The organism is Leifsonia araucanica, assembly GCF_051161895.1.
GTDB lineage: Bacteria > Actinomycetota > Actinomycetes > Actinomycetales > Microbacteriaceae > Leifsonia.
Genome location: NZ_JBMBTW010000002.1, coordinates 1,416,082 through 1,428,700, shown reverse-complemented (window position 1 = coordinate 1,428,700; position 12,619 = coordinate 1,416,082). Strand labels below are relative to the sequence as shown.

At 69.9% G+C, this 12,619-nt stretch carries 13 protein-coding genes; 7 read left to right on the top strand and 6 right to left on the bottom strand.

Annotated features, from left to right (window positions below; translation table 11 throughout):
- Positions 1 to 44 precede the first annotated feature (44 nt).
- From ACN6M5_RS06830 to ACN6M5_RS06810, 5 genes are all read left to right on the top strand, one after another.
- Positions 45 to 830 (top strand): isoprenyl transferase, encoded by a 786-nt coding sequence (locus tag ACN6M5_RS06830; protein ID WP_168689756.1) that lies wholly within the window; start codon positions 45 to 47, stop codon positions 828 to 830.
- A gap of 123 nt (positions 831 to 953) precedes the next feature.
- Positions 954 to 1,952 carry a hypothetical protein gene (locus ACN6M5_RS06825; protein ID WP_434948997.1) on the top strand — a complete coding sequence of 333 codons (999 nt, stop codon included), beginning with the start codon at positions 954 to 956 and terminating at the stop codon, positions 1,950 to 1,952.
- A gap of 58 nt (positions 1,953 to 2,010) precedes the next feature.
- Entirely contained in the window at positions 2,011 to 3,132 is a 1,122-nt protein-coding gene (locus tag ACN6M5_RS06820; protein ID WP_434948996.1) for an aminotransferase class V-fold PLP-dependent enzyme, read from the top strand.
- 292 nt (positions 3,133 to 3,424) lie between these two features.
- Positions 3,425 to 4,774, top strand: coding sequence for an RNA 5'-3' helicase PhoH2 (gene phoH2 / locus ACN6M5_RS06815; protein WP_085371137.1), 1,350 nt, complete (start codon positions 3,425 to 3,427; stop codon positions 4,772 to 4,774).
- A 274-nt stretch (positions 4,775 to 5,048) separates the two neighbouring features.
- Positions 5,049 to 5,684 (top strand): prepilin peptidase, encoded by a 636-nt coding sequence (locus ACN6M5_RS06810; RefSeq protein WP_434948995.1) that lies wholly within the window; start codon positions 5,049 to 5,051, stop codon positions 5,682 to 5,684.
- Between the two features lie 96 nt (positions 5,685 to 5,780).
- Here the strand turns inward: ACN6M5_RS06810 and ACN6M5_RS06805 are convergent, their stop codons facing one another.
- From ACN6M5_RS06805 to xseA, 5 genes are all read right to left on the bottom strand, one after another.
- Positions 5,781 to 7,187, bottom strand: coding sequence for a class II fumarate hydratase (locus ACN6M5_RS06805; RefSeq protein WP_168689752.1), 1,407 nt, complete (start codon positions 7,185 to 7,187; stop codon positions 5,781 to 5,783).
- A 67-nt stretch (positions 7,188 to 7,254) separates the two neighbouring features.
- Positions 7,255 to 7,899, bottom strand: coding sequence for a carbonic anhydrase (locus ACN6M5_RS06800; RefSeq protein ID WP_434948994.1), 645 nt, complete (start codon positions 7,897 to 7,899; stop codon positions 7,255 to 7,257).
- Positions 7,896 to 8,552, bottom strand: a complete 657-nt coding sequence (locus ACN6M5_RS06795; protein WP_168689751.1) for a DUF4245 domain-containing protein — start codon at positions 8,550 to 8,552, stop codon at positions 7,896 to 7,898. Before ACN6M5_RS06795 ends, ACN6M5_RS06800 begins: the two co-directional genes overlap by 4 nt.
- Positions 8,549 to 8,827, bottom strand: a complete 279-nt coding sequence (locus ACN6M5_RS06790; RefSeq protein WP_085371132.1) for an exodeoxyribonuclease VII small subunit — start codon at positions 8,825 to 8,827, stop codon at positions 8,549 to 8,551. The genes ACN6M5_RS06795 and ACN6M5_RS06790 overlap by 4 nt, the downstream gene beginning before the upstream one ends.
- Before the next feature lies 1 nt (position 8,828).
- A complete protein-coding gene (xseA, locus tag ACN6M5_RS06785; protein ID WP_434952337.1) occupies positions 8,829 to 10,097 on the bottom strand; it encodes an exodeoxyribonuclease VII large subunit in 1,269 nt (422 codons plus the stop codon).
- A 99-nt stretch (positions 10,098 to 10,196) separates the two neighbouring features.
- Between xseA and ACN6M5_RS06780 the strand changes: the two genes are divergently transcribed.
- Positions 10,197 to 11,225: a 4-hydroxy-3-methylbut-2-enyl diphosphate reductase gene (locus tag ACN6M5_RS06780; protein WP_434952335.1), complete on the top strand. Its 1,029-nt coding sequence runs from the start codon at positions 10,197 to 10,199 to the stop codon at positions 11,223 to 11,225.
- A 9-nt stretch (positions 11,226 to 11,234) separates the two neighbouring features.
- On the opposite strand, the gene ACN6M5_RS06775 is transcribed toward ACN6M5_RS06780, so the two are convergent.
- Positions 11,235 to 11,618 carry a winged helix-turn-helix transcriptional regulator gene (locus ACN6M5_RS06775; RefSeq protein WP_085371131.1) on the bottom strand — a complete coding sequence of 128 codons (384 nt, stop codon included), beginning with the start codon at positions 11,616 to 11,618 and terminating at the stop codon, positions 11,235 to 11,237.
- Positions 11,619 to 11,713: 95 nt separating this feature from the next.
- Between ACN6M5_RS06775 and ACN6M5_RS06770 the strand changes: the two genes are divergently transcribed.
- Positions 11,714 to 12,583, top strand: coding sequence for an SDR family oxidoreductase (locus tag ACN6M5_RS06770; RefSeq protein ID WP_434948993.1), 870 nt, complete (start codon positions 11,714 to 11,716; stop codon positions 12,581 to 12,583).
- Positions 12,584 to 12,619: the final 36 nt, after the last annotated feature.

Genomic DNA, 12,619 nt, shown 5'->3' with positions numbered 1-12,619 from the left:
TCGCGCTGTGAGTTCGACGCCGCGGGGCGCGGTAACGTACTTCCGTGAGCAGATGGAGTTTCCCCCTCGGACGTGGGCTGCTCTACGGTCTCTACCAGAACAGGCTCAAGCGCAACCTGCCCGCCGAGTCAATGCCCCGCCACGTCGCGATGATCATCGACGGCAACCGCCGCTGGGCGCGCCAGCTCGGGCTCACGACGGTCGCCCACGGGCACCGTGCAGGAGCGGCGAAGATGCGCGAGTTCCTGGAGTGGTGCGACGACCTCGGCATCCAGGTCGTCACTCTCTACCTGCTGTCCAGCGACAACCTGAGCAACCGGGAGAGCGGCGAGCTCTCCGACCTCATCGAGATCATCGCGGAACTCGCCGAGGACCTCTCCCACTACCGCGACTGGCGGGTGCAGCACGTCGGCTCGACCGCAGGCCTCCCGGAGCCGCTGGTCGCCGCGCTGACCGGCGCGGAGGACCGTACGGCCAAGAACACCGGCCTGCACGTGAACCTCGCGGTCGGCTACGGCGGCCGCAAAGAGATCACTGACGCGATGCGCGACATCGTCGCCGCCCACCACGCCAAGGGCGGCAGCCTGGAGACCCTCGCCGACCTGCTCACCCCCGACCTCATCGGCGAGCACCTCTACACGGGCGGCCAGCCGGACCCCGACCTCGTCATCCGCACCTCCGGCGAGCAGCGCCTCAGCGACTTCATGCTCTGGCAGAGCGCCCACAGCGAGTTCTACTTCGTGGAGGCGCTAGGCCCGGACCTGCGCGAGGTGGACTTCCTGCGTGCGGTGCGCGATTACTCGCGCCGCCAGCGTCGTTACGGGGGGTGACCCTCCGGCTGCTCCGTCCCGCCCCGGCGCTGCCCCGAGGGACGGGATGCGGTCGCTGCTAGGGTCGGAGACGATCCGCCGGGGAGCGGATGAGTGCGGACGACACGACCAACGGGGGTTCTGATGGGTGCGGCACGACAACTCGCGGTCTCGGCCTGGCGCGCCGACGACACCCGGATGCGCGCGGCGGCCTGGATCGCATCCGCCGCCGCGCTTCTCGGCATCGGCCTCACCTGGTCGGCCCTCCGCGTGATCGGCCTCTACGCCCTCTGGACCGTCGGGATGGACGAAGGTCTGCTCTTCACGGCCGAGTTCGGCACGCGCGCGGTCCTGCTCGGCGCCACCGTGGTGTGCGTGGTGCTCGGCGTCGCACGGCGCGGACGCGACGGCTCCGGGCGCGGCGCGCTCGTCACGGCGATCGTGCTGGCCGTGCTGATCGTCGCGGCGCAGGTCCAGCAGGTGGCGGTCGCCGTGCACTTCGCCTGGAGTGCGCTGTTCAGTGTGACCACGCTGACCTGGCTGGGATTCGCGGTGCTGACGATTGCCGCGTGCGTGCTCGCCCTGACGGCGCGTCGGCCGGTGGCGGTGCGGGGTGAGCGGGTGCCGTCTTCGACCGTGACGGGGAGCATGGACGCCGTGGGCGCTGCGGACGCGGGCAACGCCGGAGCGGCGGCCCGGTTCGTGTGGTTCTCGGTGGGGGCGGCGTTCGTCGCGTTCGTGGCGAGCGTCCTGGTCGTCGCGCAGGCTCTGATCGTGCCGAACGCCTGGGGTCCTGCGCTGGTGGCTCTGGTGCACGCCTGGGTGACGGTGATCGCGGTGGCCGTGCAGGTGATCGCCGCGCTGTTCGTGGTGCGCGGTTCGGCGCTCGGCCGCCTCGTCGTCAGCGCGGTCGCGGTGGTCCTCCTCAGCGACCTGACCGAGACGTCCATGCTCGGGATGTGGCCGGACGGCAGCGACGCCGACGCCGGCGTCTCCGGCGCGGGGATCCTCGTCGCGACGATCGCCGCCGTCGCTGCGGCCGTCGCGCTGTGGCTGCCGCCGGTGTCCCGGTGGCTGGCCGGTGCGCAAGCGGGCGAGGTCGGGGACGGGCGTGTGGGGGAGCCGGCGCGTTCGGTGGTGTGATGCGAGTGGGCACGATCCCCCTCCCGGCTGACAGAATGTTCCGGGAGGTCACCACACAATGACGACGACGATCGACGAATTCGCCCGCACGTTCTCCGAGGAGTCCGGCTACCTCGACTACGGCCGGGTCGGACCGATCTCGGCGACCGCCCTCGCGGAAACGCTCGGGCAGTACGAGATTCTCGCCAAGGCCCGGTTCGGCAGCATCGGGCGGATGCAGGCCGAGGATCAGCGCGTGCGGGATGCGGTGTCGGCGTTGACGCGGTTCCCGTCCGATCAGGTGGTGTTCCAGCCGACGGCGTCGATCGGGCTCATGCATGCCGCGTTCGGTCTGACCGGGGGCGAGGTGCTGCTGTCTGCGGCAGAGTTCCCGAGCATCACGTATGCGGCGGTGCGCGCGTCGCAGGCGATGCGGGTGGTCACGCCGACCTGGCTGGAGACCGACCACCAACGTGTCACTCCCGCGCGCATCCGGGAGCAGTTGACGCCGAACACGACGGCGGTGATGGTCAGCCTGGTCGATTCGCGCACCGGGTATCTGGCCGACATCGACGGCATCCGCCAGGTGATCGGCGACCGGCTGCTGATCGTGGATGCGATCCAAGGCTTCGGCGTGGTGGATGCGCCGTTCGAGGTGGCGGACATCGTCGTCTCCGGCGGCCAGAAGTGGACGCGCGCAGGCTGGGGGACCGGGTTCCTCGCGGCGAGCGAGCGCGCCATCGAGCATCTGACGCCGGTGTTCAGCGGGTGGACGGGCGCCGACCTCGACGGGTCGTGGGATGAGGTCGGGGAGCCGAGCAACAGCACGCGCGCGTTCAGCATCTCCAACCCGGACCCGATCGCCCAGGCCCGGTTCGCTGCGGCGCTGGAGGACATCGCGGCGGTCGGCGTCCCGGCGATCAGCGCGGCGATCGGCGACGGCGTCGAGCGGGTGTTCGCGCTGGCGGACGAGTACGCGATCCCTGTCGCGTCGTCGCGCAACGCGGCGGAACGGGCAGGGATGGTCGTGCTCGAGCCGCTGCCGGAGCAGCTGACGGCACTCAGCGCGTCCCTGTTCAACCACGGGATCACCGCATCCATCCGGGCGACCAACGTGCGGTTGTCCGTGCACGCGGGCACGACGGAGGAGACGTTCGACATGCTGCGGGCCGCGTTCACCTCGTACGCGTCCGCCTCCTGACCCGGCCTGCGAAACGATCCAGTCTGAACTTGTTCACGCGACACGCCGAGGAAAGCGTGAACAACTTCGGACTCGATTATTTCTGATGTGCGGGCGACCCGAAGTGGGGGCGAAAGTTCACCTGATGGAAACGCGCGACGGCGGTGTGTCGCGGTGGCCTGTCGGTGGGTCGGCGTAGGTTCGGCTTATCGGGCACGGAGCCCGATCGAGACGGCCACGTAAGTTCGTTTCGACACCCACCGGCCGACTCGCCAAACAGATCCGCCCGCTCCACGGAGCGAGCGGGGTGGGAGTGGTCGTGGCTGAATCAGGTACCCGACAGTTCGAGTCGACCGACAGCGGAACCAACCAGGCGGAGCGCACGTACGTGCTCGACACCTCGGTCCTGCTGTCCGACCCCCAGGCGATCTTCCGGTTCGCCGAACACGCTGTCGTCATCCCCGTCGTCGTCGTGAGCGAACTGGAGGGCAAACGCAACGATCCCGAGATCGGCTACTTCGCGCGGCAGGCGCTGCGCAATCTGGACGAGCTGAGGATCCAGCACGAACGGCTCGACTTCCCCATCCCGGTCGGGGACGGCGGCTCGCTGCGGGTGGAACTCAACCACTCCAACATGTCGGTTCTGCCCAGCGGGTTGCAGCTCGGGGACAACGACTCCCGCATCCTGGCGGTGGCGCTCAACCTCGCCAACGACGGGCTGGCGGTCACGGTCGTCTCCAAAGACCTCCCGCTGCGCGTCAAAGCGGCCTCGATCGGCCTCGCCGCCGAAGAGTACCGTCACGAACTCGCGGTCGACTCCGGATGGACGGGCCTCGCCGAGATCGACCTCGGCAGCGACGCGATGAGCGACCTCTACGAAAACGAGTGGATGCGCACCGACCTCGTGCGCGGGATGCCCGCCAACACGGGCCTCATCGTCCACTCCGACCGCGGTTCGGCCCTCGGGCGCGTGGTCGCGGACGGCGAACTGAAGCTCGTCCGAGGCGACCGGGACGTGTTCGGCCTGCACGGACGCTCGGCGGAACAGCGCCTCGCCATCGACCTCCTCCTGGACCCGGAGATCGGCATCCTGTCCCTGGGCGGCCGGGCGGGAACGGGCAAATCGGCGCTCGCACTGTGCGCCGGCCTGGAGGCGGTGCTGGAGCGGCAGCAGCACAAGAAGATCATGGTGTTCCGTCCGCTGTACGCGGTCGGCGGCCAGGAACTCGGCTACCTCCCCGGCGACCAGGGCGAGAAGATGAACCCCTGGGGCCAGGCGATCTTCGACACGCTCGGAGCGCTGGTGTCGCAGAACGTGCTCGACGAGGTGCAGGACCGCGGCATCCTCGAGGTGCTGCCGCTCACGCACATCCGGGGCCGGTCGTTGCACGATGCCTTCGTGATCGTCGACGAGGCGCAGTCGCTCGAACGGAACGTGCTCCTCACGGTGCTCAGCCGCGTCGGGCAGAACTCGCGCGTGGTGCTGACCCACGACGTCGCCCAGCGCGACAACCTCCGCGTCGGACGGCACGACGGAGTCGCCTCGGTGATCGAGACGCTCAAGGGCCACCCGCTGTTCGCGCACGTGACGCTCACCCGTTCGGAGCGGTCGGCGATCGCGGCGCTGGTGACGGAGATGCTGGAGGGGAACGAAGTGATGTGACGCCGGCTCGCCGGCTGGCGCTGCGCGGGTCTGGGAGACGACTGGATGCGCGCGGAGGGCGGCAGCGGTAGGCGGCGGTAGGCGCGCGCGGCGGCGTCCGCACCCGAGGTGGGTGCGGGCGCCGCGGTGCGTTGGGTGTGGTGCGTTGTAGGGGCGGATCAGACCCTGTTCGTGTTCCAGTATTCCGGCTGACGTGGCCGGGCGCTGGGCTGTGGAAACCGGCCCGTGCTGTGGATTTCTGCCGGGCCGACTGGCGGGCGCTTACGTTCGATGTATGGAGAATCTCGGGCAGACGGTCGGCGGGCTGGCGGGGGTCGCGTACCTCGGCGTGGTGTCGCTCCCGCTGTGCGCGACCGACCTGCGAGAGCGGCGGCTGCCCAACGCGCTCGTACTGCCCGGGTTCGCCTTCGCTGCGCTCGGCGTCGGCTGGCCGGCGCTGGCACGCGGAGATCCGCCGGGAGCGTATGTGGAGCTCGCACTGTGCTGGGCGGCGGTGATCGCGCTGTTCTGTGCGGCGGCGTCGGGCGGCGGGATCGGGATGGGAGACGTGAAGCTGGCCGCGCTGCTCACGCTCGTGCTCGGTGCGCTCGCGGTGGAGCGAGGACTCGGGCCGGGGCCGCCGGTGGTCGTGCTCTTCGTGATGGCCTTCACCACGGCGGGGCTCGCGGTGCTGGGTGGTGCGGTGGTGGCGCGTGGTGCTGCGGGCGGTGGAGGGGCGGCGCGGGTTGCTGCCACAGGCGCGAGGGCTGCGCGAGAATCTGCGGCAGGCGTGGTCGTGCCGAGTGGTGCTACGGCGGGCGCGGAGGTGGCGCGTGGTGCTGCGGTGAGCGCAGCGGCAGAAGTCCCACTCGGCCCGCACCTGTTGGTCGGGTTCTGGGCCGTCGCCGCGGCCGTCGTGCAGCTCTCATAAGCGTGCGCAACGCGACAGGGCGCCCTCCCTGGGGAGAGCGCCCTGTGCGCAGATCTCAGCGACCGCAACCGCGACCGGGTGCTGCTGCCAGCCGAATTACCCCGGGTGGGTCATGCTCAGCACGTCGAGCGCCGTGTCGAGCTGTTCGAGCGTGACCTCGCCGCGGTCGACGAAGCCGAGGTCGATGACGGCCTCGCGGACGGTCATGCCCTGGGCGACCGAGTGCTTGGCCACCTTGGCCGCCGCCTCGTAGCCGATCACGCGGTTGAGCGGGGTCACGATCGACGGGCTCGACTCCGCGTACGCGCGGGCGCGGTCGACGTTGGCCTCGAGGCCGGCGACCGTCTTGTCCGCGAGCACGCGGGAGCCCTGCGTGAGCAGGCGGATCGACTCGAGCAGCGCCGTGCCCATCACCGGGATCGCCACGTTCAGCTCGAACAGGCCGGATGCGCCGCTCCAGGCGATCGTGGCGTCGTTGCCGATCACGCGCGAGGCGACCATCAACACCGCCTCCGGGATCACCGGGTTGACCTTGCCAGGCATGATCGAGGATCCGGGCTGCAGGTCGGGGATGTGCAACTCGCCCAGGCCCGTGTTGGGGCCGGAGCCCATCCAGCGGAGGTCGTTGCAGATCTTGGTGAGGCTGACCGCGATCGTGCGGAGCGCTCCGGATGCCTCGACCAGCGCATCCCGGTTGGCCTGCGCCTCGAAGTGGTTGCGGGCTTCCGTGATCGGCAGCTCCGTCTCCTGCGTGAGCAGCTCGATGACCAGCTGCGGGAAGCCGAGCGGGGTGTTGATGCCCGTGCCGACGGCCGTGCCGCCGAGCGGGACCTCCGCGACGCGGTGCAGGGACGCCTGCACGCGCTCGATGCCGAGACGGATCTGGGCCGCGTAGCCGCCGAACTCCTGGCCGAGGGTGACCGGCGTCGCATCCATCAGGTGGGTGCGGCCGCTCTTGACGACGGTGGACCACAGCTCCGCCTTCTCCTCGAGCGACACCGCGAGGTGGTCGAGGGCGGGGATGAGGTCGTCGATGAGGGCGCCGGTGACGGCGATGTGCACCGAGGTCGGGAACACGTCGTTGGAGGACTGCGACGCGTTGACGTGGTCGTTCGGGTGCACCGGCCGGCCGAGCCTGCGGGATGCCAGCGTGGCCAGCACCTCGTTCATGTTCATGTTCGAGGACGTGCCAGAGCCGGTCTGGTAGACGTCGATCGGGAAGTCTGCGTCGTGCGCGCCGGTGACGACCTCGTCGGCGGCGGCGGCGATCGCGTCCGCGATCGACTGGTCGAGCACGCCGAGCTTCGCGTTGGCGAGAGCGGCCGACTTCTTGATGCGCGCCAGTGCGGCGATCTGCGTCGGCTCCAGCACCGATCCGGAGATCGGGAAGTTCTCGACGGCGCGCTGCGTCTGCGCTCCGTACAGCGCGGCCGCTGGGACGCGGACCTCGCCCATCGTGTCGTGCTCGATGCGGTAGTCGGCGTCCGCCTGGGTGTCCACCACGGTGTGTTTTCCTTTCTGGTGCGGGGCCGGCGGATTCGCCGGGCTTCCCGCGATTTCAGTCGGAGGCCTAGTCGGCCAATCCGACGACGATGTCGGGGACGACCCGACCTTCCTGAAGCCGGTAGTTGGCACCAACGATAGCCAACGAACCGTCCGCGACGGCAGCGCTAATCATCTCGGAGCTCTCCAGGAGCTCGGCGACGGTGTGCCGCAGGTGCTCGCGGCCGACCTCGAGCGCATCCACGGTCGCCGGGTCCACCGGCTGGTCGGCCGGGACACCGGCGACGGTGTGCACCGCCGGGACGATGGGGGAGATGAGGTGCGCGATGTGCGGGGGCAGCGGCGTCGCATCCTCTGCCTGGGAGTCGATCGCGGCGCGGACGGCGCCGCACTCGTCGTGGCCGAGCACCAGGATGAGCGGAACCTCCAGCACGCCGACCGCGTATTCGAGCGAACCGAGCACGGAGTCGGAGATGACCTGTCCGGCGTTGCGGACCACGAAGGCGTCTCCGAGGCCGAGGTCGAAGATGATCTCGGCGGCGAGACGGGAGTCGGCGCATCCGAAGATCGCAGCGAGCGGGGCCTGGCCGCTGGCGATGGTCTCGCGGCGCTCCACGTCCTGGCGGGGGTGCTCGGGATCGCCGAAGACGAACCGTTCGTTGCCACGCAGCATGGCGTCCCAGACGCGGGACGGCCTCGGCTTACCCATCATGAACCTCCGAGTTGACGAATCTGGTCGGCGAGCGCACCGGCGACCGTGCCGAACTCGGCATCGCTCGCAGTGCCGAACACGATGATCGTGCTCTTGCCCGCCGCGGTGACGAGCGCGTATTCGACGTTGCCGTTGTCGTCGCTCGACGTGTGGTTGTCGTAGACGTCCCACCGGACGCCGTCGATCGTACGCGTGCCCTTGATCATCGACTTGTTGACCTGCTGGGCCGTCCACGAGTCGTTCGCGTCGAAGCCCTGCGTGATGCCGATGTACTGCTTCTTCGGCGTGATCAGCCCGACATACCAGGAGTCGACGCGGTCCGGGGTCTTGGTGCGCAGCTCGGCGTTGTTCGACTTCCACTCCGAGGAGAGTTTCGGCACGAGCAGGCGGTTCGGCTCGGAGCCCTGTGCCTGCGCGGCGATGGATGCGTAGTCGACCGGGGGAGCGGACGAGGTGGGGTTGCCGCGCGGCACGAACAGCACGATCACGGCGACGAGGGCGACGCAGGCGATCAGCGAGTAGACCAGGTTGTTGACGGTCTGCCTGTTGCGGTGATTGGCGGAGTTGACCGCTTTGCGGGCGGCCGTCTCCTCCGGGGTCTCCGGGCGTCCGAGTTCGGCGACCACCGCCGGTGGTTTGGTGCGGGGACTCATTCGGCGCTCGACGCTCCCGTGGCTCCGGCCGTTGCTCCAGCGGTTGCCCCGACACGAGCGGCGTCCAGCCGGGCCTTCGCGCCGATCAGCCACTCCTCGCAGTGCCGGGCGAGCGCTTCTCCGCGCTCCCACAGTGCGATGGACTCCTCGAGCGTGGACGAGCCCTGTTCCAGCTGACCGACGACGCGGATCAGCTCGTCGCGCGCCTCCTCATAGCTGAGCGAGGCGAAGGCGTCGTCGCCGGAGGGCGACTCGGTGGTGGGCATGACATCCATTCTATTTGTCTAGCTGGGGGGTTGCTTCGTGAGCGGCATCCGGATGACCGGCCGGCGACGGGATGGGGTCTCCCGCGGTCGCGGCGACGGCCCCGCCGGAGACGGTGAGGCGCAGCCCTGTGCCGGAGGGCATCTCCTCCGGAGCGGTGACGACGTGCCCGGAGGCGAGTTGCACGATGGCGTAGCCGCGGTCGAGCGTGCCCTGGGGCGAGAGCGCGCGCAGCTGGCCGCGCAGCTCGGCGACCCTGGTGGCCTCCCGGTCGACGCGGCGTTCGACGAGTTCGGCGCCGCGGGCGACGAAGCGGGTGAGCTCCTCCGACCGAGAGTCGACGATCCAGCTCGACGACGCGAGCGACGGGCGGGTGCGGAGGTGACCGATGCGGTCGATCTCCGCGGCGATCATGTGCGTCACGCGCATCCCGATGCGGGCGCGGGCCTGCTGCACGCGGGCCAGCTCCTCTGCGACGTCCGGGACGACGCGCTTGGCGGCGTCCGTCGGGGTGGATGCGCGGAGGTCGGCGACTTCGTCGAGCAGCGGCCGGTCGGCCTCGTGGCCGATGGCGCTGACGATCGGGGTGACCGCTGCCGCCGCCGCCCGGACCAGGACCTCGTCGGAGAAGCCGAGCAGGTTCTGGAAGTCCCCTCCGCCGCGGGCGACGATGATGACCTCGACCTCCGGGTCGGCGTCGAGGGTGCGGATGGCGGCCGTCACCTCGGAGACCGTCCGCTCGCCCTGCACGGCGGCGTACACGGTGCGGAATCGCACCTGCGGCCAGCGCAGCTGCGCGTTGCGGAGCACGTCCTTCTCCGCGTCGGAGTCCTTGCCCGTCACGAGCCCGATGGTGTGCGGGAGGAACGGGAGGCGCTTCTTGCGATCCGGGGCGAAGAGGCCCTCGGCGGTGAGCTGCTGGCGGAGGCGTTCGAGGCGTTCGAGCAGGTCGCCGAGGCCGACGTGGCGCATGTCGAAGACCTGCATGGTGAGGGTGCCGCCCTTGACCCAGAAGTTGGGCTTGATGGCGGCGATCACGCGGTCGCCCTGCTTGAGGTCGGCCGGGATGCGCGCCTTCACCGACGACCAGATCGTGAAGCTGACCGTCGCATCCTCGTTGAGGTCTTTGAGCTTGCCGTAGACGTTGCCGCCCGAGACGCCCCACTGGGTGATCTCGCCCTCGACCCAGGCGGTGCCGAGGCGCTCGATCCAGCCGCGGATCTTGCCGGCCAGGGTCGCCACCGGCCACGGAGCGTCTGCCGTCGGCGGCCCGACCTCCATCGACGGTGCGCGGGTCGTGTCCGTCACCGAGCCTCCCAACCAGTGTTCAGCGCACTCACCTAGGATCGAAGGGTGAGCGACGCAACCATCAGCCTTCCGATGCCGAGGATTCCCGGTGCGCGAGGCCGGCTACAGGATACCCCGGTCGTCGGACACAAGCGGGTCCTGCTGGCCGCACCCCGTGGATACTGCGCGGGTGTGGACAGAGCGGTGATCGCCGTCGAGAAGGCGCTCGCGCTCTACGGCGCGCCCGTCTACGTCCGCAAGCAGATCGTCCACAATGTGCACGTCGTGTCGACGCTGGAGCAGCAGGGCGCGATCTTCGTCGACGAGGTCGGCGAGGTGCCGGAGGGCGCGCACGTCGTGTTCAGCGCCCACGGGGTGTCGCCCGCTGTGGTGCAGGCTGCATCCGACCGCGGGCTGCAGGCGATCGACGCCACCTGCCCGCTGGTCACCAAGGTGCACCGCGAGGCCGTCCGGTTCGCCCGCGACGACTTCGAGATCCTCCTGATCGGCCACAAGGGCCACGAAGAGGTCGAGGGGACCGCCGGCCACGCGCCGGACAAGGTCACCCTGGTCAACAGCCCGGACGACGTCGACACCATCACGGTGAAAGACCCGGACAAGGTGGTGTGGCTCTCGCAGACCACGCTCTCCGTCGACGAGACGATGGAGACGGTGCGCCGCCTGCGCGAGCGCTTCCCGAACCTGCAGGACCCGCCCAGCGACGACATCTGCTACGCCACCCAGAACCGCCAGGTCGCGATCAAGAAGGTCGCGGAGCAGGCCGACCTGGTGATCGTGGTCGGCTCGGCCAACTCGTCCAACTCGGTGCGCCTTGTGGAGGTCGCCCTCGAGTACGGCGCGAAGGCCGCATACCGGGTCGACTACGCCAGCGAGGTCAAGCAGGAGTGGCTCGACGGCGTGGCCACGGTCGGTGTGACGAGTGGAGCGTCCGTGCCGGAGGTGCTGGTGCAGGAGGTCCTCGACGACCTGCGCGGCGCCGGATACGGCGACGTCCAGGAAGTGAAGACGGCGGAGGAGGACCTGATGTTCTCGCTGCCGAAGGAACTCAGGAAAGACCTCGCCGGCAACCAGGATGCGCGCGCGCTCGGCGGACGCCGCTGACGCAGTCCGCTAGGCGCTTTCCGCCTGCGGTGCGACGATCTCGTCGGCGTTGGCGGCGATCCAGGACATCAGCGGCAGCAGGTGCTCTGTGAGGTCGCGGCCGCGCTGGGTGAGGCTGTAGTCGACCCTGGGCGGGATGGTCGGCTGGGCCGTGCGCAGCACGAAGCCGTCGCGCTCCAGGGTGCGCAGCGTCTGGGCGAGCATCTTCTCGCTGATGCCCTGCACGGTGCGGCGCAGTTCGCCCCAGCGGAGGTCGCTCTGGGAGAGCGCGACGAGCACGAGCACGCCCCAGGTGCTGGTGACGTGGTTGAGCACGACACGGGTGGGGCATGCGGACGGAAGCACGCCGTCCGTGAAGCCGAAGCCGTTCAACGTCTGAAAACTGGTGTCCACGTCAGTAACTTACCAAAAAGTGGGTACCCTCCATCGGGAAGTATCAGGATGCGGCCGTGGTTGGCTGAGATGACCGACCGAAAGGAAACTTCCCCATGACCATCGTCGTCACCGGTGCCACCGGCCATCTCGGACGCCTCGTCGTCGAATCCCTCATCGAGCGCGGGGTCCCCGCCGCCGACATCCGCGCGCTGGGCCGCTCCGCCGAGCGGCTGGCCCCGCTCGCCGACCTGGGCGTGCAGACCGCCACCATCGACTTCGAGAAGCCGGACACGCTCGCTTCCGCCTTCTCCGGCGCCGACGCCCTCCTCCTCGTCTCCGGCAGCGAGGTCGGCCAGCGCGTGCAGCAGCATGCCAACGCCATCGACGCGGCCGTCGCCGCCGGTGTGGGACGCATCGTCTACACCAGCGCGCCGCACGCCGATGACACCGACCTCGTCCTCGCGCCGGAGCACACGGCCACCGAGAAGCTGCTCGCCGAGTCCGGGCTGCCGGTGACCATCCTGCGCAACAACTGGTACTCCGAGAACTACGTCGGCCAGCTCGACACCGCGGAGGCGACGGGCGAGATCGTGTCCAGCGCCGGCGACGGCCGGGTGGCCAGCGCCAGCCGTGCAGACTACGCGGACGCTGCGGCCGTCGTGCTCAGCACGCCCGGCCACGAAGGCGCCGTCTACGAGCTCTCGGGCGACGAGGCGTGGTCGTTCGCCGAGCTGGCCGAGGCGGTGTCCGAGATCGTCGGACGGCCCGTGGTCTACCGCGCGGTGAGCCCGGAGGAGCACACGAGCATCCTGACCGGTGCCGGCCTGGACGACGGCACGGCCGGGTTCGTGGTCGCGCTCGACGGCAACATCCGCGACGGCGCCCTCGCCGACGCGACGACGACGGTCAGCGACCTGATCGGACGCCCGACGACGCCGATCGCCGACACGCTGCGTGCTGCGCGCGAGCAGGCTGCCGCGTAACAGCATCCGGAGACGGAGAACGGCCCGGAGCGTGAT